Source organism: Caballeronia sp. LZ029, from assembly GCF_031451275.1.
Taxonomy (GTDB): Bacteria; Pseudomonadota; Gammaproteobacteria; order Burkholderiales; family Burkholderiaceae; genus Caballeronia; species Caballeronia jiangsuensis.
Genome location: NZ_JARUXO010000004.1, coordinates 126,633 through 149,663 on the forward strand (window position 1 = coordinate 126,633; position 23,031 = coordinate 149,663).

The following is a 23,031-nucleotide window of genomic DNA, read 5'->3' on the forward strand; positions in this document are numbered from 1 at the left end:
TTTTTTCACCCTGACGGGGCTCGAAGCCGGACTCGCGCGCATTGACGGGGACGAGGCCGAGATCATCGTGCTGCTGGACCGCGCCACGAGTGAACTGTCAAGTTGCAGCAACTCGCCGCGAGCCGCGATGGGTCGTCGGGCACGCTCGGGATGGCGGGAGCCGGAGGGGCAGGAGGTGCGGGATGGCTGATGAAGCGCGAGTATCGCTACGACGGCGCGGGACAGCTGGAGGCGATTCGCGACATGCGTCGCGGCAGCCTGAGTTACCGCTACGACCCGGTGGGGCGGTTGCTGTCGGCGGTGAGCGCGCTGGGCGAGGAAAGCTTCGCGTTCGATCCGGCAGGTAACCTGCTCGACGATGCGCATACACGCCACTTTGGGGTCAATGAAACCCGCGGCCAGCCGGAGCACGTGAGCCGGATCATGGGTCGGCCGACCCTGCTGGACAATCTGCTCAAGAGTTATGCGGGCACCCACTACAGCTACGACGAGTACGGCAACCTGACGCGCCGGGTGCGACATGGCGAGAAGACCGAGTATCGGTGGGATCTGTTTGGGCGGATGGTGCAGTCGAGCGGTCCGGCATTGAGCGTGGACTATCACTATGACGCGCTGGGCCGACGCATCCTGAAGCAAGCGACAGGCTTGAGCGGCTCGCGCGCGGTGCTATATGGCTGGGATGGCGATACGCTGGCGTGGGAGAGCGGCCATGCGCAGGCCAGCGGGCGGATGCGCACGAAACACTATGTGTATGAGCCGGGCGGCTTCACGCCGCTGGCGCTGGCGAGCCGCGAGGGTGCCATCAACCTGCATGCGCAGCCGGTGTATGAGGGGCGCTACGATATCGACCGGGACGCGCTGTGGGTGACGGTGCCCGAGCCGGTGGCGTTCGCGCAGATCGACTATTATCAATGCGATCATCTGGGTACGCCGCAGGAATTGACGGATAGCCGCGGCGAGATTGTGTGGAGTGCGCAGTATCGGGCGTGGGGCGAGGCGAAGGAGGTCATCAGCCAGGCGGCGAGAAAGGCGGGGATCAGCAATCCGTTGCGTTTCCAGGGGCAGTACTTCGATGACGAGACGGGGCTGCATTACAACCGGCATCGGTATTATGATCCGCAGAGCGGGCGGTTTATTAGTAAGGATCCGATTGGGCTGGCGGGTGGGATCAACCTGTATGCATATGCCCCTAACCTGGTGCAGTGGATTGATCCGCTTGGATTGCAAAAAACAACCGGCGGTGTTTGCCCGATATGCCCTACAAAGAAGCCGTGTACGGATATCGCACCGTATTGGCCACCGAACAAAGGATCTTTAGGTAAGGAAGAGATCGTTACTCTTCAGCCTGGAGCGAAGGTTGATCGCTACGGTTACGAAGGCGGTTCATATGTATCACCGGCCGGTACACCGGATGGAGCAAGAGCGCTTCCTCCGGGATCCAATGAAAAACCATATAACGTGTACGAGGTGGCGAAGCCCATCGAGAACGTTGCGAAAGGAAGAATTGCACCGTGGTTTGGTGAGTTGGGCCTAGGCACGCAGTTCAAGCTTCCTAAGTCTGTTGGCGATTTGGTGGAGTCCGGTCATTTGAAGCGAGGATGCGGTGAATAAACAGGATCTGCAAAACAGGCTTATTGCTCTCAACGCTCCGCGAGATAGCTATTGCCTTGATCGTGACCAAGATGAGGCACTGTGCCTAGTGGGAGGTTATCGGCGCTGGAGCGTGTATTACAGTGAACGAGGGAAACGAACAAATGAGCAATTGTTCGATACTGAAGAACTTGCTTGCAAAGCATTTCTAGACCGAATCCGAGAGATGCTTCGAATTTAGTCTTGAACACAGGGCCGCTTCTGCGGCCCGGTGTTCGTCTACTCAGCGGTAATGGTGAGCCGCCCATGTTCAACGTTGATTCTGACGCGCTGGCCTGCTGTGAACCCGGCGTGCTCGAATCCATCGTCCGGCGAGTTTGAGCCACGGATAAAGGGGCGGCTCGGTGCGCAGATTTGAGGGCGTGGTCCAGTTCTTCTGGAAGCGCTGGGTCTGCTGAATGGTCACGAATCGTTCCGTGACGGGTGGGCGTGCTATAAGATTGGCGTTAGCTGCCATATCAACTCCTGGTCGAGTTGGTTGGTGGTCAGCGGGCCGTAAACAGATCTTCCAGCGAAACGGACAGCGCGCGGAGCCTGTCAGAATTTTAGTGTGCCGAGGTCATGAGACGATAACGGGAATAACGTCCTATGACCGAAGCAACCGTGATGAAAAAGAGCCAGAACCCGAAGGCACCAAAGCTGTTTTCCGACGAGCTGATCGACCAATTGCTTGCGCAAGTCCAGAACAAGGATGCCGAGTCGGTTCTGGGCGAATCGGGTTTGGCAGGCCAACTCAAGAAACAACTGGCCGAGCGTATGCTCGCAGCCGAGTTGAGCCACCATCTGGCAACCGAGGCAGAGCAAGGCCAACCCGGCAATCACCGCAAAGGCACCAACCCCAAGTCGGTCCTGACGCCCAATGGCGAACTGAAGCTGGATATTCCACGCGATCGGCAGGCGACGTTTGAGCCGCAATTGGTCGGCAAGTATCAACGCCGGCTACCCGGCTTCGACGATTACGTCATCAGCATGTATGCACGCGACATGAGCGTGCGCGAGATTCAGGGCCATCTGCTGGCGCTGTATGGTCTGCAGGTCTCGCCCGATTTGATTTCGACGGTCACCGACGAGGTGCTGGCCGATGTCGAGCAATGGCAGCAACGCCCGCTCAGCGACGTATCGGCTTCACGCGTTATCGCGCGAGCAAACCCCACCCACCCTCAACCCCCCGCCACCTTCCCCAACAACCGATCCAGCACCTCGAAATCCACCGGCTTCACCAGATGCGCATCGAACCCCGCCTGCGCCGAGCGCTCCTTGTCGCCCTCTTGCCCGAACCCCGTCATCGCGACCACCGTCGCGCGCCCGATGAGCCGTTGCGAGCGCAGCGTCCTCAGCACCGCATACCCATCCATATCCGGCAACGCCAGATCGAGCAAAACCAGCTCCGGCGGAAAATGCCGGATGACATCGACTCCTTCCTTGCCGTGATACGCGATGCGCACGTCATGCCCTTTCATCTGCAGCAGCATCGCGAGGCTGTCGGCTGAATCGCGGTTGTCGTCGATGACCACGATGCGCAGACCATCGCCCGCGGCCTGCGTCGCACTCTGCGCGAGCACGCGATGCGGCCGCGGCGTATTGTCGTCGGAAGCGTAGGGCAGGCGCACCGTGAACGTGCTGCCCTGATTCGGCCCGCCGCTCGACGCGCTGATCGATCCGCCATGCATCTCGACGATCGACCGGCACAGCGTAAGCCCGATACCGAGCCCCGCCTCGCCGGGATTTAGATAGTGATCTTCCTGCACGAAGAGATCGAAGATGGTCGTGAGGCCCTTCTGCGAAATGCCGCGCCCCGCGTCGATCACCTTCAGCAGCAGCGCGCTCGTCTCGCACTCGATTTCAACGATGATCGTGCTCGCCCGCGGCGAGAATTTCGACGCGTTGTTCAACAGGTTCTGCACCACCTGCACGAGCCGCGTGCTGTCGCCCACGACCTGGAGCGGCGTCTGCGGCAGCTTCGTGACGACGCGTTGTGCGCGCTCGTCGATGAAAGGATGCACGAGCTCGATGCTGCGCGCGACGATATCGCTCACATCCACGCGCGCCATGCGCAGATCGATCTTGCCCGTGGTGATGCGGCCCATGTCGAGCAGATCGTCGACGAGCCGGCCGAGATGCGATGTCTGCCTGTCGATGATGTCGCGGCACGCGGCGACGCGCTGCGGCATCTCCGCTTCCATCTGCATCACGCCGATGGCATTGCGCACCGGCGCGAGCGGATTGCGCAACTCGTGCGCGAGCGTCGCGAGAAACTCGCTGATGCGCCGCGACGACACTTCGAGTTGTTCGAGGCGCTTGCGCTCGCTCATGTCGCGCGTCACCTTCGCGAAGCCGCGCAGCACGCGATGCTCGTCGTACACCGCCGTGATGATCACGTTCGCCCAGAAGAGCGAGCCGTCCTTGCGCACGCGCCAGCCTTCGTTTTCCACGCGGCCCGCGCGAATCGCGGTCTGCAGTTCGATCTCGGGGACGTTGGCGGCGAGATCCTCGGGACAATAGAACGTCGAGAAATGCTTGCCGAGAATCTCCGACGGCTGATAGCCCTTGATGCGCATCGCGCCCGTGTTCCAGCTCGCGATATGGCCGCCCGGATCGAGCATGAAGATCGCGTAGTCGCTCACGTTTTCCACGAGCAGCCGGAAGCGCTCTTCCGACAGACGCAGCTTCTCCTCCTCGGCGCGCTTCGTGGTGAGATCGCGCGTGCATTTCGCGTAGCCGATGATCTCGCCCCTCGTATTGCGCGCCGCGGTAATGACGACATTCGCCCAGAACAGCGTGCCATCCTTGCGCACGCGCCAGCCTTCGTCTTCGAAGCGGCCGGTCGCGTACGCCTGCTTCAGCTCGTATTCGGGCCAGCCGCGCGCCACCGCTTCCGCCGGATAGAAGCGCGACAGATGCTGGCCGATGATCTCGTGCGCCTCATAACCCTTGATCTTGCGCGCGCCCTTGTTCCAGCTCGTGATGCGGCCGCTCAGGTCGAGCATGAAAATCGCGCAGTCTTCGATCGCATCGACGAGCGCGTGATACTGCGCGTCGTTCAGCGCGTGCTCGATCGAAGCCGGGCCTGCGACGCCGACCTGGGGGACGGCTGATCTCGATCTGGTCATGGTTAGGGTCGTCGGCGCAGCAGTGAAGTGAGGTATTGCGTTTCGGCGTAGCTGGCGCATACGGGTGGACGTCAGCTGGACAAAGCCGCCCACGACAGTCTACCCGCTGATGGCGTCGTGCACCGATACCTTTGTAACAAGCGGTAGCCAAGCGGCGCCGTCACGGAAACGTCCCTTGACAGTGCGCGGCGTGGTTTATAGCTTTAATCATTTCATATCCGAAAGAGAGCCTCGCTCATCCGTCGGATTGTCCGCTCGACGCATCCAGCGAACTCCCGTCTGTCGTGCACCGCATCGACGTCTGCAAACGGAGGCTCTCATGGACCGTCGCCGCTTCCTCTCGCTCTCCACGTTTTATACCGTAGCGGCCGCCACCGGCACGCTCGCGGCCTGCCATTCGGGCGATCACGACGACGGCGGCAATCCCGGAAGCGGCGGTTCCACGCCGTCGCCGGCGGGCGCATTCGCGTTCCCGCAAGGCGTCGCGAGCGGCGATCCGCGCGACGTCTCGGCGGTATTCTGGACCCGTTGCGTCGCGAACGGGGGCAATGCGGCGGCGTCGCCGTCGCCGGTCGCGCTGACGCTGCAAGTGTCCGCGCAGCAGGACTTCGCGCAGCTCATCGCCAGCGTGCCCTTGAGCGCCGTGGCGGATTACGACTTCACGGTGCGAACCAAGGTCACGGGCCTCGCCGAGAAGACGACGTACTACTACCGTTTCGTCGCGGGCAGCGACGTCAGCGTGACCGGCACGACGCGCACCGCGCCCGCCGCGAACGAAGCGATCCCGCAACTGCGCTTCGCATGGTTCGTGTGCCAGAACTGGAGCGCGAATCACTGGCAGGCGATGTCGCTCCTCGCCGCGGAAACCGATCTCGACTTCGTCGTGCATCTCGGCGATTACATCTACGAGGCGGGCTTTGCCGCGCAACCCGGCACCGTGGAGCCCGCGCATCCGACGATTACGCTGCCGAGCGGCGGCACCTACGCGAATACGCTCGACGACTATCGCACGCTGTATCGCACCTATCGGGGCGACGCGCGCCTGCAGAACGTCCACGCGCGTTTTCCGGTGATCGCGATCTGGGACGATCACGAGTTCTCCGACGACTGCTGGCAGGATCACCAGACCTACACGAACGCAAACCTCCAGCAGACCGCGCGCCGCCGCAATGCGAATCAGGCGTGGGCGGAGTATCTGCCGGTCGACTGGGGCGACGTGTCGTTCGATCTCAACAACGCGGCCTACGACAATATCCGCATCTATCGCGACTTCCACTTCGGCTCGCTGATGCATCTCGTGATGACCGACGAGCGGCTCTATCGCGACGATCACGTCGTCAGCGAAGCGGTCATCGCGCAGGCGCTCGGGCACGATCCGGTCAATGGCAACGATCTCGTCGGCTCGCGCTATTTCGTGCCGCAGCCCGTGCTCGCGCAGTTCGAGGCAGCCGATACGCAGCGGCTCGGACGCGTGCCGTCGATCTTCGGTCCCACTCAGACGCAATGGTGGAAGGACACGCTGAAGGCTTCCACGTCGATATGGAAAGTGTGGGGCAACGAAGTGATGATGAACCGCCTGTGGCTCGATCTCACGTCGATCGCGCCGGTGCCCGACAACGTCGTGTTCGTGCTCGACTGCGATGCGTGGGACGGCTATCCGTCGCACAAGGCGGATCTGATGTCGTTCGTGAAGACGCAGAACATCACGAACCTCGTCGCGATCACGGGCGATCTGCACGCGTTCCAGGCGGGCATCGTGCGCGACGTACCCGATCCCGCGAAAGGCACGCCGGTGATGATCGATCTGATGTCGGCGGGCATCAGCAGCCAGCCCTTCTTCGAAGACGTGAAGACGTATTCGGCGGGCATGCCGCTCGCTTCGCTGATCAGTTCTTCCGCGCTGTTCGACAGCTTCATCCGCCAGAACAATCCGGACATGCTGTACGCGGATCACGATGGCATCGGCTATGCATCCGCGACGGTCACGCCCACGCAGTTCATCGCGATCTTCAACAAGATGAAGTTCCTCAACGCCGACGGCACCGCGCCGCAAAGTCCGCTGCAAAAGCGCACGCGACTGACGATCAATGCGGGTGCGGTATCCGTCGCCGTCGAGGACAACATCTGAATACGCAACGCGCTCCATACATAAGGCATCGATCCATCCATTCCTATCCTTGCTTTTGAGGGGATTTCAACGCCAGTCCGCGCACGTAGACTGCGTGGACATTTCAGAGGTCGTTTGCTGGCAGGCAGTGCAATGAGGCCGATTGAAGTGACCATGTGAAACCCTCAGGAGCACTATCATGACCGGCAATCTCAAAGGCATCATCTTCGTCGCGGCGCTCGCGGGCGCTTCCTATGCCATGGCGAGCGGCTATGGCCCCGCGCCGTACTACTCGCCGATGGACGGCGCGCCCATGTCGCAACAAGGCATGAACATGCAGACCATCGCGCAGGACGCGCAGCAGAGCAACGATGCGAGCGTCGATAAATCGAAGCAGGACACCCCGCTCATGCAAGCGCAGGACTGAATGCGGTTGCATGACTTCGCGTCCTGCCGGTCACGCCGGCGGGACGCGCTCGTGGGTCGAGCCTGTGGCAGGCAGTGCGAATGGGCCCATGAAGTGAATCTTGGAAACCCTCAGGAGCACTACCATGACAGGAAGACTCATCGGCATCGTCCTCGTTGCGGCGCTGATCGCCGGATGCTATGCGCTCGCGCGCGGCCACGGCCCCATGACGTACTACATGGACGACAACGCGCTGTTGTCGCGCTATCTCGCCGATGCGGAAACGCTGGCAAGCGACAGCCAGCCCGCCAGCGCGAGCGTCGCAACCGTGAAGCACGAAAGCCCGCTGCTTCAGTCGCAGGATTGAAGACGCTCAGCGCTCGCCGAGCAGCGTGCGCAACATGCGTTCGGGATTCGCGAGAAACGCGCGCGTCACCTTGAAGTGTTCGGTGTCTTCATAGGCGACGCGCTCGATGCCGTTCGCGGTGAACTGATAGATCCACGCGTCGGGGTAGGCCATGAGGATCGGCGAATGCGTGGCGATGATGAACTGCGAATCGTCGTTGACGAGATCGTGGATGCGCGCGAGCGCGGCAAGCTGGCGCTGCGGCGACAGCGCGGCCTCGGGTTCGTCGAGCAGATAAAGCCCTTGTCCGCCGAAGCGCTCCATCAACAGCGTGAGAAACGACTCGCCGTGCGACTGCTCGTGCAGCGACTTGCCGCCGTATGACGAAATGATCGGCGGGCCGAAGCCGGGTTCGTCGTCGAGCTGTTCGATTTCCGTCGCCACGTTGAAGAAGCTTTCCGCGCGCAGAAAGAAGCCGTCGCGCGGCCGTTTGAATCCCTTCGCGATGCGCAGATATTCATGCAGCGGCGAATGCGACGCGCGCGTGCCGAAGCGAAAGTTCTTCGTGCCGCCCTCGGGATTGAAGCCCATCGAAACGGCGATCGCCTCCAGCAGCGTCGATTTGCCCGAGCCGTTTTCGCCGACGAGAAACGTGACCTTCCGATGCGGCTCCAGCGTATCGAGCGCGCGCACCGCGGGCAGCGAAAACGGATAGGCGTCGAACGAAGGCGCCTTGTCGCGCAGCAGCGTGATGCGGCTGATGAACTGGGTCGAGAGCATCGCCGCGCGTCTAGTGGAAGGCCTGATTCGCGGCGTTTTTCGCGGCATTGGATGCGCCGTCCGCGCCGACTTTCTCGACGGTTTCCTTCGCGCGTCCGATCTCGATCTTCGGCATGAACAGCATCGCGATGACGGTGCCGAGCGCGATCACGAACATCGCCGTGAAGGTCAGATGCAGCGAGTGATGCAGCACGAGACGGATCTCATTGTTGGCCGTAAAGTCGCCGGGCACCGACGAAAGCAGTTGCTTCAACTGATCCGCGTGCACGGCCGGCAGCCCGTCCGTATGGATGAGGCCATAGTTCTGCACCGCGCCGAACACGGCCGCGCCGAGCGTGTTGCCGAGATTGCGCGAGAACAGGTTCGATGCGGTCGCGCTGCCGCGTTCGTGCGGCTGCACGATTTCCTGAATCAGGATGAGACACGACACGCTCGTGATGCCCATGCCGAAGCCCAGCACCGCCGAGCCGACGCCCGCCCAGACCGGGCTCGATTGCGGTCCGAGCAGCACGAACGGCAACGCGCCGAGCGGAATGAACACCGGGCCGATCATCAGGAGACGCCGCAACCCGATGCGGCTGAACGAGCGCGACGTGAAGGTCGCGCCGCTCGGCCAGCCGATCATCATCATCGTGAGCGCGAGGCCCGCTTCCACCGGCGTGCGATGCATCACGCCCTGCACGTACATCGGCAGGAACGTGGTGAGGCCCATCATCGCCATGCCGGCGAGCAGGGTCGCGACGTTGCTCGCCGCGATCGGCCGGTGCGACCACAGGCCGAACGAGATCATCGGATCGGCGGCGCGGCGCTCCTGAACCACGAAGCACACGCTGGCGAGCACCAGCACGGCGATCTCGGTGCCCACGCGTGCATTGCTCGCGTGGCCGGCATCGGTGAGCGTCATCATCAGCGCGGCGACGGCCGTCGTGAAGAAGAACGCGCCCGCGAAGTCGATTGCCGGGCGGCCGTGACGCTTTTCTTCGTGAAGAAACAGGATGAAGAGCAGGGCGGCCAGAATGCCGATCGGCACGTTGATCCAGAAAATCCACGCCCACGAGAACTGGCGGATCAGAAGGCCGCCGACCATCGGGCCGAGCACGGCGGACACGGCCCAGACGCTCGCGAGATAACCCTGCACCTTGCCGCGCTCGCGCGCCGGATAGAGATCGCCGACCACCGTCAGCGCGACCGGCAGGATCGCCCCCGCGCCGACGCCCTGGATCAGCCGGAACACGATCATCGCGGGCATCGACCAGGCGAAGCCCGCGAGCACCGAGCCGATCAGAAAGATCGCGATGCCCGCGAGGATCGCCGGCTTGCGGCCGTACAGGTCCGCGAGCTTGCCGAACACCACCGTGAGCGCCGTCTGCGTGAGCAGGAACGACGAGAACACCCAGCTATAGAGATTGAGGCCGCCGAGCTGCGTCGCGATCTGCGGCATCGCGGTCGAGACGATGGTGGCTTCGATCGCGACCATGGCCATCGAGGCCATGACCGCTGCAATGACGAGGGGACGAACGGTTTTTCTGGTCTGTGACATGCGGTGATGGAATGGCATATCGCGCGCCGCGCGAATCGACAAACGATGCGCGCAAGCGGGCCATGCTCGAAAGATGGAGATGCGGCAGCGACGCTCAGGCTTGCGGAAACCTTGCAGCCGAAGCAATGTCGCCGATGAATAAGCGCCGGATGCAATGTTATCCCGCTACGGGAATCGCTGCTCGACGAAGCGCGCGGCGCGCTCATTCAACGCTAATTCTTCGCGCTTACGCTTCTTTACGTGGACGGGCGGCGCGCTTCCCCGGCACTTAGCGGCCCGCTCCACGTTTCTCGACTCTCCTCAGCCCCTGGCGTCGGCCGTCATCGGACCGACGCCTTTTTTCTTCCACGCGCTCAAGGCGCAACGGTCATGCACATGTCGTCTTTCAGACCGAAATCTCCGGGAATGTCGCCTAAAATCGAACGGACTGTTGAATCGCCCCGTTCCTTTCCGAAGCGGCGGACCCGAATGATCAAATCATTGAAGAATCAACTCGTCGTCGCGCTCGGGCTGCTCGTGAGCGTGATCGGCGTCGTGCAGGGCGTGAGTTCGTATCAGTTGAGCCAGACCGGCATGAGCGCGCTGCTCGACATGCGGCTCGAACAGGTGGCGGCCCGTCTGCGCGAGGGACTCGCCGACAGCCTGCCGAAAAATCCCGCACGCGGCACGCAGGACGAGCGCGACGTGGTCGCCGTCGTCTGGAAGCCCGGCGAGGATGTGCCGTTTCGCACCACCGACCCGTCGCTGCATTTTCCGCGCGACGCGCAGCCGGGCTTTTCCGGCGTCGACGTCAACGACGAGCACTGGCGCATCTTCACGCGCCAGGAACCGACCATGACGATTCAGGTCGCGCAACGTTCGTCCGTGCGCCGCGAGATCACGCAGGAAGCCGCGACGCAAACGCTCTGGCCGATCGCCGTCCTTTTGCCGCTCGTGTGGATCGCGGTCGCGCTCGTCGTGCGGCGCTCGCTGCGGCAGTTGAACGAACTCGGCGCGGAGGTGCAGGCCATCGACATGGGTCATCTGCAACCGCTGCCGACGGTCGGCGTGCCAACTGAGATCGAGCCTTTCATCCATTCGATCAATACGATGATCGAGCGCCTCGCGACATCGATCGAAAAGGAGCGCAAGTTCATCGCCGACGCGGCGCACGAGCTGCGCACGCCGCTCACCGCGCTGCAGCTTCAGGCCGACAATCTCGCGCCGCATATCGTCGCCGGCAATCAGGAGCGCTTTCAGGAACTGCGCAAGGGCATCGCGCGCAGCGGCAAGCTCATCGCGCAACTGTTGCGGCTCGCGCGCGCCGATGCGCCCGTGAACGGCGCGCCGCTTGCACGCGTGGATCTCGCGGAAGTGGTGACCGACGCCGTCGCCGACGTGCTGCCCATTGCCATCGCGCGCGGCATGGACATCGGCGCGGAGGAAATGGTGAATGCGCACGTGCGCGCGGTGGAGACGGACATCGGCATGGCGGTGAAGAATCTCGTGTCGAACGCGGTGCGCTATACGCCGGATGGCGGCACGATCGACCTGCGCATGCGGCGCGACGGCGACATGGTCTGGATCGATGTGGTCGATGACGGCCCGGGCATCGACGAAGCACTGCTGCCGCGCGTGTTCGACCGCTTCTTCCGTGCGAACCCGGACGTGGAGGGCAGCGGGCTCGGCCTGTCCATCGTGAAGGCGATCGCCGCGCGCTACGGCGGCGACGTCACGCTCAGAAACCGCGGCGACGGGCACTCGGGCATCGTCGCTTCGATCGGCTTTCCAGTTGAGGAAGTCAGCGAAAACGCCGCCGTGCCGGCATTGCACACATAAGGATTTGCGCGCGCATTTGCGCCGATTACAATGCATTCGCTGCGTGGCGCGAAGCGATCCTCGTCGATCGGAAAAGAGTCGAAAAGACCGGTCGTGCGTTTCATCTCCTTCGGCCGCATTCCGGGCGCCTGGCGCGCGCCATTCTCGCGACCCGCGAGGTGGAACATGCGAATTCTCCTGATCGAAGACGACGTGCAGATCGGCACGAGCCTCATGCGTGCGCTCAAGGACGCGGACTACGCCGTCGACTGGGTCCGCGACGGCAACGCGGGCCGCGAGGCGCTCGACGCCGCCGAATACACCGTGGTGCTGCTCGATCTCGGCCTGCCGGGCATGACGGGCATCGAGTTGCTGCGGCAGGCGCGCACGGCCGGCAATGCGACGCCGGTGCTGATCCTCACCGCGCGCGACGATGTCGATACCCGCGTTCAGGGCCTCGATCTCGGCGCCGACGACTATCTGCTCAAGCCGTTCAACATGCCCGAACTGCTCGCGCGCATCCGCGCGGTGCTGCGGCGCAAGGCGGGCTACGCGGTTTCGCGCCTCGGCGACGATTCCATCTGCCTCAATCTCGATCAACGCACGCTCACCTGCGGCGAGACTTCGGGCGTGCTCTCCGCACGTGAATTCGCGCTGATGCACGCGTTGCTCGAACGCCCGGGCACGATCTTCTCGCGCGATCAACTGGAAGACCGCCTCTACGGCTGGGGCAAGGAAGTGGAGAGCAACGCGGTCGACGTGCTGATCCATTCGGTGCGCAAGAAATTCGGCGCGGGCGTGATCCGCAACGTGCGGGGCCTCGGCTGGACCGTGATGCTCGGGCAGGCGGGCCGTGAGGAAGCCAAGTAGCGCACATTGCATGGGCGGCGCGGCTCATGGCTGATCGTGATGCCGCCCGAGCGCGCCGCAGAAGTACATGCTGTAGTCGTGATCCTGCGTTTCGACCTGGCGCATGCGGCGTTCGAGATCGGCGAGATCGTTCGACGACGCGAGATAGGCGTCGCGGAGATCGTCCGTCGTGCGCAGGGAGAAGAGATTGTCGATGGACTGCGAAAGACGTTCAAACATGATGTGCTCCCGTCGTTGAGAGAAGGCCGGTAAGAGTGGGGCCGACGCAAAGCAGGTTATGCCCGGCGAATTAGAGAAGAATGAGAGCGCAGCCGAGCGCCTTCTCATGCGCGAATCCGCTCTTCGCATGACGAAGCGTTCGCCAACGCACCGTGCATCGGATCGCACTGCGGGCAGGCACTGCCGCGCCGCACCATCCCGTGCTATCGTGCTTTTATAGGGGTGACGTGCGGGTTTCCATGCGAGACGCCGTGCGTGATTCGCGTTCGTCGATCGTCTCTCGTGAAGGCCGCCATGAACGATGTGTCTCGTATCCTCAGTGCCCGCGACCGCGTCGAGTTGCTCTGCTGGCTCACGTGCGGCAGTCTCGGCGCGTATTACCTGAACGGCGACTGGCCGGCGGCCTCGTTTCACGTGCAGGCCGCGCACAAATGGCTCGACCGGCATCAGCGGCTCGCCGACTGGCTCACGGTCGCGAAGCTCGCCGCCATCGCACGCGAAATCGCCACGCAGCATTGCGCGATGCTCGAAGCGGACTGGGCGCGCGAAGCCGTCGAGGAAATCCTCGACAGTGAAGACCTCAACTATCAATCGGATGTCGTGCGACAGGTGTTCGACGATTGCCGCCGCGCACTGGCGGAAAAGCGCACGCCGGAATGAGCCGGCAATCGCACGCACCGGCAGGCTCTAGCGCGAATTACTGTATGGATGTACAGTAAGCCATTTTTATTGCCTGGCGGCACTGCCTCAGCATGTTCGGTGCGTTCGTTCCTGTCGATTTCGCTTTGAGCGCGTCTCGTCGCGCGGCGACACTCTGATCGCCGCGATGGACACGCCGTCTCCCGCAAACGCACCCGCACCGCGCCGCATCGCGCATCTCGACATGGATGCGTTCTTCGCATCGGTCGAACTCCTGCGCTATCCGGAACTGCGCGGCATGCCGGTCGTGGTCGGCGGCGGCCGCAGCGCCACGCCCGAAACGCTGGCCGACGGCTCGCGCCGCTTCAGGCGTCTGCGCGACTACGCGGGGCGCGGCGTCGTGACCACGTCCACTTACGAGGCGCGCAAGTTCGGCGTCTTTTCCGCGATGGGCATGATGAAGGCCGCGCAACTCGCGCCCGACGCGATCCTCCTGCCGACCGATTTCGAGTCCTATCGCCATTACTCGCGGCTGTTCAAGGCGGCCGTCGCGACATTCACGACGCAGATCGAGAATCGCGGCATCGACGAGATTTATATCGACGTCAGCGATCTCCCCGGTGAGCCGGCCGATATCGGCCAGCGGATGAAGGACGCCGTGCACGACGCGACCGGACTTACGTGCTCGATCTGCATCGCGCCGAACAAGCTGCTCGCGAAGATCGGCTCCGAGCTCGACAAGCCGGACGGCCTCACCATCCTCACGATGGACGACCTGCCGACGCGCATCTGGCCGCTCGCCGCGCGCAAGGTGAACGGCATCGGCCCGAAGGCGAGCGAAAAGCTCGCGGCGCTCGGCATCGTGACCGTGGGCGATATCGCCGCCGCCGATCCCGGATTCCTGCAAACGCACTTCGGCGGCACGTATGCCGCGTGGCTCGCGCGCATCGCGCAAGGCCAGGACGAGCGGCCCGTCGTCGTGAGTTCGACGCCCAAGTCGATGAGCCGCGAAACCACCTTCGAGCGCGACTTTCATCCGAAGCAGGATCGCGCGACGCTCTCGGCGGAGTTCACGGGTCTGTGCACGCGTGTCGCCGAAGATTTGCTGCGCAAGGGCTATGTCGGGCGCACGGTGGGCATCAAGCTGCGCTTCGACGATTTCCGCACCGTGACGCGCGATCTGACCGTGCCTGTCGCAATCGCCGATCCCGTCGAGATTCGCCGGGCCGCGACCGAATGCTTGAAGCGCATCGTGCTCGATCGCCGGATCAGGCTGCTTGGCGTGCGCGTCAGTGCGCTCGCCGGGCGCGATGAAAGCGGGTTTGTCGAGCCGGTGCAGGTCGAATTGCCGTTCGACGCGGGCGGCGACTGAGCAGATCGGCGTGTCGTATCGATTCTGACAAACCCTTATCGCACCGGCGCATAACGAAAGCTCGCATCCTTCGTTGCCGGCTGAATCGCCGCGCGTTAGATTGATAGCTTCCCCGAGGTTATCGATTCGACCGTGACGATTCAGACTGCTCCCGCTTCACTTGCCGCATCCGGCGAAGCCGCCGATCAATCCATCGAGATTCGCCAATTCGACGCGCCGCTCGGCGCCGAAGTGATCGGACTCGATCTGTCGAAGCCACTCTCGAATGCCGATTTCGCGCGCATCCACCGTGCGCATCTGGATCATCACGTGCTCGTGTTTCGCGATCAGCGCATCACGCCCGACGAGCAGGTCGCGTTCAGCAAGCGCTTCGGCCCGTTGCAGATCCACGTGTTGCATCAGTTCGGGCTCGCGGGGCATCCGGAAGTGCTGATCGTGTCGAACATCGTCGAGAACGGCAAGCCGATCGGCCTCGGCGATGCAGGCCATTTCTGGCATTCGGATCTCTCGTACAAAGAGAAGCCCAGTCTCGGGTCGCTCCTCCACGCGCAGGAATTGCCCGCGCTCGGCGGCGACACGCTCTTCGCGAATCAGCATCTCGCGTGGGATGCGCTGCCCGCGCATCTGCGCGATGCGATCGAGGGCCGCGCGGCCGAGCACACGTATCTCGCCAAATACGCCGAGCTGCAACAACGCAGCCCGTGGCGGCCCAATCTTTCGGCGGAGCAGATCGCGCACGTCAAGCCGGTCACGCATCCGATCGTGCGCACGCATCCGGAAACCGGACGCCGCGCGCTCTTCGTCAGCGAGCATTTCACCACGCGCGTGATCGGCTTGCCCGAAGACGAAAGCCGCGCCCTGCTCGCGGAACTCTTCGCGCACAGCACGCAGCCCGAGTTCATCTACCGCCATCAATGGCGCGAGCGCGACATGGTGTTCTGGGATAACCGCTCGGTCATGCATCTCGCGGCAGGCACGCCGGACGATCAGCGCCGCAAGCTGTATCGCACGACCATCGAAGGCGACGCGCCTTTCTAAACACAATATCGCTTGATTTACGGGGTTTTCGATGCATTCTCGATCAGGGAAGGGCGCGCTGCGCGCCTTCGTTGCCGCGCTCGCGGTGTCGCTCGGCATCACGTCGGCGAGCGTTCATGCCGAAGGTACGTTGCGCATCGCCGAGCAATTCGGCGTCGTGTATCTGCTGCTCAATGTCGCGCGCGATCAGAAGTTTATCGAGCAGGAAGGCAAGAAGGAAGGTCTCGATATCAAGGTCGACTGGGCGAAGCTGTCGGGCGGATCGAGCGTGAACGACGCGCTCCTGTCCGGCTCGGTCGATATCGCGGCGGCGGGCGTCGGTCCCTTGCTGACGATCTGGGATCGCACGCACGGACGGCAGAACGTGAAGGGCGTCGCGTCGCTCGGCAATTTTCCGTATTACCTCGTATCGAACGATCCGCGCGTGAAGACCATCGCCCGCAGTCTGCAACTCTTCCCCATAATTCTGTAATCCGCATCCCATAATTTTGAAGAGCCCTCGAAACCGACCGACCAGCGGGGTCCGCGTGGAGCATAAATGTGAGAATGACTCACATTATTGCCCGGAGGCCGGCTATTGTAACGAAATAGAGAGCAACCTTTTTTTCCACATTGTGAAATGTTCGTTAATTCGCCCGGGCTCACCGCGTTAGCATGACGGGGCGGTTAGCCTCGGGGAGCCGGGATGGGTGGATGACACGGTAACAGTGGCTGCGCGCATTTATAACTAAAAAATCGCGAATGTGCGATTTAAAACGCGACCTGTCTGCGGCGCGGAATAATCCAGCTTTATACTTACAAACTTGGCGCATGACTGACTGGTACCAAACGGCTAGAGCCGTGCTCCGCGCCGAACTTGTTCGGCAAGACATTAGCTACCGTCATCTGGCAGGTTTGTTAGCGCAAATCGGTGTGGCAGAAACCGAGAGGTCCATCGCAAGCAAGCTTTCCCGCGGAAGCTTTAGTTTTGCGTTCTATCTACAGTGCATGAAAGCTTTAGGTCGGGCTGAAGCCCGCATCGACATGACCGTAGTGAAATAACCCGAGCCGACCAAATCGTCTCGACTGCATCGGCACCAGCCGACCTCAATTCTCCTCCGCATTCTTGTCACCACAGTCTTTTGGAATGCGTTCGAGACATTGATTCGAGCGCAGCGTCTAAGACAGCAACGCGGCCCACCGCGAAAAAGAAATGACCTGGTGGCTTCGTGCCTGGTCCTCGAACTGGCCCAAGTACCCCATTCTGTTAAGCATTTGCATAGTGTCATATATGCGACTAAGATGGCGTATATAGAGATTTCGGCCGGAATAAAACAGGAACGTCGATTTGTCCTCATACCTAAGGTTCGATTAGTGCTTTGCGCTCTGGTAACGATGCTGGCCCTCTCGACGCAGCGATTATGCGACGCAATTCGGACCCCAGCGCAGGTAATTGTCTGAGTTCTGGCGCGTCGAGTTGACGTATCGCTAGGCGATGCGCTTACGCGTTTTGTGGCGCAAAGCGGGCCGGCAGACGGGAAGTGGCACTTCTCGCGATTTACCCGGATGGCGAGATGTCGCGTTGCTCTTAGCACGAAAGACAACAGTCTCCTCCGGTAGACGATTGCGGCAACTGGACGATGCAGATTCAACTTGCCTCCGACCTACATCTTGAGTTTCTCGCGTCGCCATTTCCTGGGGAGACGCTTATCAGGCCGGCTCACGGAGCGGACGTGCTCGTGCTCGCAGGAGACATAGCGTCGGGAGCCGACGCCATCGAGCTGTTCGCAGACTGGCCCGTGCCGGTGATACTCATCGCCGGAAATCACGAGTTCTACAGCCGCGACTTTGCGACCACGCTTGCTCAGTTGCGTGAGCGGGCCGACGGTACATCTGTACGCTTCTTGGAACGGGACGTAGCTGATTTCGGCGGTGTGCGATTTCTCGGCTGCACGCTGTGGACCGATTATCGGCTGTACGGCGTGGACCTCCGGGCGAGCGCCATGCAGCAGGCGCAGCGATTCTTGAATGACCACCGGAAGATTCGATATGGGGCTGGCGAGCGATTTCTCCCAGCGGATGCATTGTACGAACATCGCGAGTCGTATGCGTGGCTCTCGGACCAACTCGCCACATTCTACGACGGACTCACTGTCGTTGTGACGCACCACGGTGTGCACCCGCTGTCAGCGCATCCAAGATACAAAGGCCCAAGCAGAGGGTTTCTTGGTCCGGAGGCTGACCTTTTAAACGCAGCGTTCGTCAACGACCTATCCGAGCTCGTTGCACAAGCGAATTTTTGGTTCCACGGGCACGTGCACGACAGCTTTGATTACAGAATCGGCAAGTGCCGAGTTGTGACCAATCCTGCCGGCTATGCGAGCAATCGCTTCATGCTTGCGGACATCACGAAACTGAGACTTGAGAACGAGAACTTCCAGTTCGCGTGCCTGATAGACACGTCCGAATCAGAAACGGCTAGGTAGATGACCATAGGGGAGCGGGTCCGTGAAGGTCTCCAGTTTGATTGCAAAGCTCAGCACGCTTGACCCTGACGCTGAGGTGCTACTGATATCGGGATGCGCCGACATATCTGAAGCGGAAGAACTGCGACGTGTTGAGCCGCAGGTCGATTGGCGCTGCGAGGTTCGTTTTCGTGACGACGGTCTTTCCCAATCGCTTCATGCTCCGTCCCACTTTGGCGTCACTTCCAATTACGATGAGCAATACGACAGGTCGGTTGCGGAGACGGTTGTACTTCTTGCCGGGCGCGACGCGAATTTGGACTATATGTTCGAGGGCGATTTCGCGCCTGACGTTCGCGAGCTGAACGAAGAGTGCATTGAGGATGAAGTGCTGCGCAGTCGGCGAGGCATGCTCGAAGACGGCACGCTCATTTCGCGCGAGTTGCTTCTTCGCCTGCTGTCCATCACAGCCGAGCAGCTCGACGGCCTAGTAGCGCAAGGCAGCATTTTTGACATCTGCGTTGATGGAGTCTCGTACTATCCGAGCATTTTCGCAAATCCGCGAATCAACGCTGAACGCCTTCAGTCCGTCTCCCGATTGGTTCAGCCTGTAGACGCGTCTTCTAGGCTGGACTTCTTGCTTACAGAATGGGGCCACTTAGGTGGCCGCCGTCCAATAGAAATGCTCGATTATATTAAAGACTACAGACGAGTTCGTAATTCCGCGATGGTGCGGGCCCAAGAGTCCATGAGAACTGTGGTCAAATTTTTCGAGGGACAGCACGAAGAGGCACTCCTTGAGGCAGAGCCGCTCTACCGCGTAGCCGCAGAGCTGGACCCACGCATGCCACTCTGGCGTCGTGCAGGAGCGACGCTGACCGAATTCGGCTTCGAATATCCTTTTGCGCCGTATCCACAAGTCAATGTTTTTACCGCTTTCATCGAGAAGTCGTTTGAGGGTGAATCGGGCACCGTCTTCGAGGGAAGGGTTTGCGTCCATCGTGTAGACGGCGGATGGAGAATATTCGCTGCTTGGCCTCTTGGCGATACGACAGACGTGAATGAGACGTTGCGTTGCGGAGCGGAGGACATTGTATCTGTCGCGAAGGTCGCCTTCGAATATCTGAAACGCTTGGCTGCAAAGAAAGCTTGATAGCTAGCGCAGCAAGGAGGACATCGTGGTCACGAGTGTTACAAGTGAGCCCGTCGCAACCGAACGAACTTTCGTCGCAGACGACGAGGTGCATAGAGACCTCGATGCGGACACTGAAGCCTTGCCGTCTATCACGCTCGAAATCTTCGACGGCAATGTCCCTGCAGTTACTGATACATCGGAATGCCTTTGCATGGTGGAAGGTCGAGTCTATGCGTTTGGTGCGCCCCAGTTCGAAACACTTGACGAAGTCGTAAAGCTCCTTGAAATCTGCGTCGAGAAATACGCTGCGCCGGAGTTCCCGCATGACTCTGTAACCATGTTCGTCTCACTTCGCTCGATTGGCAGAGTCGTTCCATTCGCTCGAGTTGACGCACGGGTCGATAACAGTCACGCGTATGCGACGTTGCACTTCGAGGACGGCTCTCAACAAAGCGTCCGGCGCATACCCTTGGAGGCTTCCGACGATGTGATGATGTTGATTCATCGCATTCTGCTCCGTGCGCGAAGCGAGTCAACGAATCCTTGGGCGGCCGCGCAATGAAGACGCTGCTGTGGATGGCGACATGCTGACAGGACTTCCCGGGCCCACGTTCGAAGTTCCTCCGCCAAGACATCGCGGAGGAAATGTCTTGTACGTCGATTTCGATTCGACGTTACATCCTGGTGCGGTCTACACCAAGCGCGGCATTGGTCCGTACCTATTCAACTGCCCGGGACATCATTTATTTGAACATGCTCCGCTGCTCGACAAGATGCTGTCCGAATACCCCATGGTCAGAATCGTACTTAGTACGTCCTGGGTTACCACGTATCGAGGAAGCATCGCCCGTGTCTCAGGTCATCTGCCGCCGGGCCTTCGTAGGCGAGTCGTCGGTGCTACGTTTCATAGTCGTATGGACCGTGAAGCATTCACAGCGGAGTCTCGAGGTATCCAAATCTGGTCCGACGTACTTCGCCGAAAGCCAGAACGGTGGCTGGCGATTGATGACGAGATAGAAGGCTGGCCCACGTGGTGCATTGACCGTCTGGTTGCAACAGATGAGATGCTCGGTATTAGCGAACCCGCGGTACGTATCAAGCTTGCGGACAAGCTCAAATCGACTTTCGGTTGAAACGTATGTCTGTTACCAGCAACATATCGTTTCTGGCCCATCTTGATGGCCGTTGGACTCGGTGCGGTATGCTTATTATGACTGCGCAGGCAACCGGACAGATGCCGTCGATGTTCGACTACGACGAGGAATATCTCGCCCTCACGAATCGAGTTGAACTGGACCCAGTGAGCTTGTCGTTCTCCGGGAAGTCGCTCAAGCCGAGCAAGCCAAGAGCGCCCGCGAACCAGCTGCCGCTCTTCGGTGCATTTCGCGACTCAACGCCCGATGCTTTCGGCCGCCGCGTGATTGAGCGCAAGCTTGGTGCACCATTAAATGGCCTCGCGGAAGCGCAGTACCTGCTGAACGCAGGACCGCACCGAGCGGGAGCGCTCGACTTCCGATTCGAGGCAACTACGGAACCGTACGAAGTCGACGAGTCCGTCCGACCTTGAACAACTCGCAGACGCAGCGTCCTTGATTGACGATGAACGTCCGCTGCCTGCTGCGTTAGAGGTAGTCTTTACACAAGGCGCCGGGCTCGGCGGAGCTCGGCCGAAAGCCTCGTTTCGCGACGAGCACGGCGTGCTGTGGGTGTCGAAGTTTCCGACGAAGAGTGACTCGTTCGATGTCCCGAGCGTTGAGCTAGCGACGCTAACGCTTGCCGCAAGGACCGGTGTTCGCGTGCCCGAACTGAAAACAGTCTCGACAGGTAACCGCCGGGTCTTTTTGTCGCGGCGATTTGACCGCTTCTGGTCGCCTCCGGGTCATCGGAAATCGCATACCTCGGGTCCAGAGCAATATTCAGGCGGACCGGGTGACGGACGGGTTGAACAACGGGCGTTCTACATCAGCGCCCTGAGCATGGCGGCATTCTCGGAGTTCGAGGCGCGTCACGCTTCGTATGCTGACATCGCGACCGCTGGACTTGAGCAAAGTCGCACGGTTGTCGGAACGGATGATGCAGCGCAACTCTACAAGAGGATGCTCGTCGACATTTTCGTTACCAACGACGACAGCCATCTTCGAAACACCGGCTACGTGTACAACAACGCGTTTCAAACTTGGCAGTTGAGTCCTTGCTTCGACGTCGTACCGCGGCCAAGTTTTGCGTTCGAGCGATTTCTCCACCTTCAAGTTGGCGAACACGGGAGAGCGGCAACGCTTGACAACGCTATTTCGTGGCACGAAAAGTTTTGGCTCTCTGAAGAACTCGCATGCGAGTACATCGCTGAGGCGTGGAACGTGGTTCGCGACTGGCGACAGCACTTCGAGGAATGCGGCGTAAGTGCCAGCGACATCGAGAAAGTCGCGTCAGCGTTTCGAGACATTGATGACATAGCGAGTCCCGAACTTCGCCGAAAACTTCCATGACTGTCGCATCGCTCGGCGGAAAATCTCGAGAGCGACGAAGGCAACAAATGACAACCCTCGACCGAGTCGCCCGGTTCCTCGCTCACAGTGACGTTGTGATTCTGCGCGCTGAAGTTGCGCATTTGGGAAGTGGCGCGCAGGTCGGGCGGGTGCTCGCAAGGCTTGTTCGTGAAAAGAAACTCATCCGCGTGAGTATGGGCGTGTACGCGAAGACCCGTGTCAACAGTTTCACCGGAGCGCTGACACCAGCCGCGACGTTCGAAGAGATAGCGGCAGACACCTTCAGAAAGCTAGGTGTCGACGTCTCGGTTGGGCGTGCAGCGCGTGAATACAACAGCGGTAAGACAACGCAAGTCCCAGTGCAGCCCGTTGTGAACACAGGCCGGCGCCGCATAACTCGTCGAATAGCAGTCGGCTCTCGCGCCGTTATTTACGAGCGAGGGTTCTCCGATGACTGAAGTCCGCGTACACGGCGGAGCATATCTTGCGCACGACCTCGCTGCAGCGATGCCCCTTGTCGCCACAGGACGGTATACGCCTATCCCAGGAGAAGACCTCTGGGAGCGCGCGGCTCGGGCATTGCTCAAAGTCGAGCCGCCGGGTCCGTACCCTCATGCAGACGCGCTAACAATCTTTGTGCGCGACGACGGCAGACTCACGATGCGGTTCGATATCGAAATCAAAGACGGAGCCGCGAGAGCGACATTCGTTCGCGAGGGGGTGGCCTTTGCAACGCACTCGCCGATTCCCATCGATGCGGACGACGACGTCGTCGCTATCGCACGCAAGTTGTTCGCAGCCGGATTGCCGCAATGAAAAGCATTGTCCCGACTCTGGCGAGCACCGTAAGTGCAGCCATGGGCGACCGCAAGTCGCCAGAGTGCTGTAACTCGTTTCCATGTTCATTGAACCGATAAAGATTCGGACTTACATGTCCGGCGCTGGACCGGCACATATACGCGGTGTCTTCCAGTCGAGCCAAGCATTCCTCCGAGTTACGACGACGCCTTGACGTGGTCGTGACGCTCTTCGCCCGCCTAGGTCTTGGCAACGCGCGAAACGTTCAACGCCGCTTGCTTCTGCGCAGACGCG

At 61.1% G+C, this 23,031-nt stretch carries 22 protein-coding genes and 2 pseudogenes; 20 read left to right on the forward strand and 4 right to left on the reverse strand.

Annotated features, from left to right (window positions below; translation table 11 throughout):
* The 3 genes and pseudogenes from QCE73_RS26560 to QCE73_RS26570 form a co-directional block, all read left to right on the forward strand.
* A partial coding sequence (locus QCE73_RS26560) for a hypothetical protein (protein ID WP_309885312.1) occupies positions 1–190 on the forward strand: 190 nt, incomplete at its 5' end.
* Positions 190–1,611 carry a glycohydrolase toxin TNT-related protein gene (locus QCE73_RS26565; RefSeq protein WP_309884296.1) on the forward strand — a complete coding sequence of 474 codons (1,422 nt, stop codon included), beginning with the start codon at positions 190–192 and terminating at the stop codon, positions 1,609–1,611. The genes QCE73_RS26560 and QCE73_RS26565, both read left to right, overlap by 1 nt.
* Before the next feature lie 627 nt (positions 1,612–2,238).
* A pseudogene (locus tag QCE73_RS26570) lies at positions 2,239–2,760 on the forward strand (transposase); the annotation flags it as partial.
* A gap of 50 nt (positions 2,761–2,810) precedes the next feature.
* Here QCE73_RS26570 and QCE73_RS26575 read toward each other — a convergent pair.
* Positions 2,811–4,760 carry a PAS domain S-box protein gene (locus QCE73_RS26575; protein ID WP_309884297.1) on the reverse strand — a complete coding sequence of 650 codons (1,950 nt, stop codon included), beginning with the start codon at positions 4,758–4,760 and terminating at the stop codon, positions 2,811–2,813.
* Positions 4,761–5,079: 319 nt separating this feature from the next.
* Here QCE73_RS26575 and QCE73_RS26580 point away from each other — a divergent pair, with 319 nt between their 5' ends.
* From QCE73_RS26580 to QCE73_RS26590, 3 genes are all read left to right on the forward strand, one after another.
* A complete protein-coding gene (locus tag QCE73_RS26580) occupies positions 5,080–6,888 on the forward strand; it encodes an alkaline phosphatase D family protein (RefSeq protein ID WP_309884298.1) in 1,809 nt (602 codons plus the stop codon).
* A gap of 178 nt (positions 6,889–7,066) precedes the next feature.
* Positions 7,067–7,294, forward strand: coding sequence for a hypothetical protein (locus QCE73_RS26585; RefSeq protein WP_035510109.1), 228 nt, complete (start codon positions 7,067–7,069; stop codon positions 7,292–7,294).
* A gap of 124 nt (positions 7,295–7,418) precedes the next feature.
* Positions 7,419–7,640 carry a hypothetical protein gene (locus QCE73_RS26590; protein WP_309884299.1) on the forward strand — a complete coding sequence of 74 codons (222 nt, stop codon included), beginning with the start codon at positions 7,419–7,421 and terminating at the stop codon, positions 7,638–7,640.
* Between the two features lie 6 nt (positions 7,641–7,646).
* Here QCE73_RS26590 and QCE73_RS26595 read toward each other — a convergent pair whose 3' ends face one another.
* Both QCE73_RS26595 and QCE73_RS26600 read right to left on the reverse strand, forming a co-directional pair.
* Positions 7,647–8,399: an AAA family ATPase gene (locus tag QCE73_RS26595; protein ID WP_035510115.1), complete on the reverse strand. Its 753-nt coding sequence runs from the start codon at positions 8,397–8,399 to the stop codon at positions 7,647–7,649.
* 10 nt (positions 8,400–8,409) lie between these two features.
* Complete coding sequence (locus QCE73_RS26600) at positions 8,410–9,939, reverse strand: MDR family MFS transporter (RefSeq protein WP_309884300.1); 1,530 nt, start codon at positions 9,937–9,939, stop codon at positions 8,410–8,412.
* 468 nt (positions 9,940–10,407) lie between these two features.
* Here QCE73_RS26600 and QCE73_RS26605 point away from each other — a divergent pair, with 468 nt between their 5' ends.
* Together QCE73_RS26605 and QCE73_RS26610 are read left to right on the forward strand one after the other, a co-directional pair.
* Positions 10,408–11,757 carry an ATP-binding protein gene (locus QCE73_RS26605; protein WP_309884301.1) on the forward strand — a complete coding sequence of 450 codons (1,350 nt, stop codon included), beginning with the start codon at positions 10,408–10,410 and terminating at the stop codon, positions 11,755–11,757.
* 165 nt (positions 11,758–11,922) lie between these two features.
* On the forward strand, positions 11,923–12,606 hold the full coding sequence (locus tag QCE73_RS26610; RefSeq protein ID WP_035510151.1) for a response regulator transcription factor: 684 nt from the start codon (positions 11,923–11,925) through the stop codon (positions 12,604–12,606).
* Between the two features lie 24 nt (positions 12,607–12,630).
* On the opposite strand, the gene QCE73_RS26615 is transcribed toward QCE73_RS26610, so the two are convergent.
* Positions 12,631–12,825, reverse strand: a complete 195-nt coding sequence (locus QCE73_RS26615) for a DUF3563 family protein (protein WP_035510123.1) — start codon at positions 12,823–12,825, stop codon at positions 12,631–12,633.
* 294 nt (positions 12,826–13,119) lie between these two features.
* On the opposite strand from QCE73_RS26615, the gene QCE73_RS26620 reads away from it, so the two are divergent.
* The 12 genes and pseudogenes from QCE73_RS26620 to QCE73_RS26675 all read left to right on the forward strand — a co-directional run bounded on the left by QCE73_RS26620 (position 13,120) and on the right by QCE73_RS26675 (position 22,397).
* The gene (locus tag QCE73_RS26620) at positions 13,120–13,485 is read left to right on the forward strand and encodes a hypothetical protein (RefSeq protein WP_035510125.1); all 366 of its coding nucleotides are present in this window, start codon (positions 13,120–13,122) and stop codon (positions 13,483–13,485) included.
* Between the two features lie 166 nt (positions 13,486–13,651).
* Positions 13,652–14,836 carry a DNA polymerase IV gene (gene dinB / locus QCE73_RS26625; protein WP_309884302.1) on the forward strand — a complete coding sequence of 395 codons (1,185 nt, stop codon included), beginning with the start codon at positions 13,652–13,654 and terminating at the stop codon, positions 14,834–14,836.
* Between the two features lie 138 nt (positions 14,837–14,974).
* Complete coding sequence (locus QCE73_RS26630; RefSeq protein ID WP_404989837.1) at positions 14,975–15,874, forward strand: TauD/TfdA dioxygenase family protein; 900 nt, start codon at positions 14,975–14,977, stop codon at positions 15,872–15,874.
* Between the two features lie 31 nt (positions 15,875–15,905).
* A pseudogene (locus tag QCE73_RS26635) lies at positions 15,906–16,313 on the forward strand (ABC transporter substrate-binding protein); the annotation flags it as partial.
* Positions 16,314–16,684: 371 nt separating this feature from the next.
* Positions 16,685–16,915 (forward strand): DUF6471 domain-containing protein, encoded by a 231-nt coding sequence (locus tag QCE73_RS26640; RefSeq protein ID WP_238294117.1) that lies wholly within the window; start codon positions 16,685–16,687, stop codon positions 16,913–16,915.
* A 578-nt stretch (positions 16,916–17,493) separates the two neighbouring features.
* A complete protein-coding gene (locus QCE73_RS26645; protein WP_309884304.1) occupies positions 17,494–18,339 on the forward strand; it encodes a metallophosphoesterase in 846 nt (281 codons plus the stop codon).
* A 22-nt stretch (positions 18,340–18,361) separates the two neighbouring features.
* A complete protein-coding gene (locus tag QCE73_RS26650) occupies positions 18,362–19,471 on the forward strand; it encodes a hypothetical protein (protein ID WP_238294120.1) in 1,110 nt (369 codons plus the stop codon).
* Between the two features lie 25 nt (positions 19,472–19,496).
* On the forward strand, positions 19,497–20,015 hold the full coding sequence (locus tag QCE73_RS26655) for a hypothetical protein (RefSeq protein WP_238294122.1): 519 nt from the start codon (positions 19,497–19,499) through the stop codon (positions 20,013–20,015).
* Between the two features lie 88 nt (positions 20,016–20,103).
* Entirely contained in the window at positions 20,104–20,586 is a 483-nt protein-coding gene (locus tag QCE73_RS26660) for an HAD domain-containing protein (RefSeq protein WP_238294124.1), read from the forward strand.
* Between the two features lie 110 nt (positions 20,587–20,696).
* Positions 20,697–21,020 carry a HipA N-terminal domain-containing protein gene (locus QCE73_RS26665; protein ID WP_238294125.1) on the forward strand — a complete coding sequence of 108 codons (324 nt, stop codon included), beginning with the start codon at positions 20,697–20,699 and terminating at the stop codon, positions 21,018–21,020.
* A 22-nt stretch (positions 21,021–21,042) separates the two neighbouring features.
* Positions 21,043–21,939, forward strand: coding sequence for a HipA domain-containing protein (locus QCE73_RS26670; protein WP_309884305.1), 897 nt, complete (start codon positions 21,043–21,045; stop codon positions 21,937–21,939).
* Positions 21,936–22,397, forward strand: coding sequence for a DUF6088 family protein (locus tag QCE73_RS26675; RefSeq protein ID WP_309884306.1), 462 nt, complete (start codon positions 21,936–21,938; stop codon positions 22,395–22,397). The genes QCE73_RS26670 and QCE73_RS26675 overlap by 4 nt, the downstream gene beginning before the upstream one ends.
* The last annotated feature ends 634 nt before the right edge of the window (positions 22,398–23,031 follow it).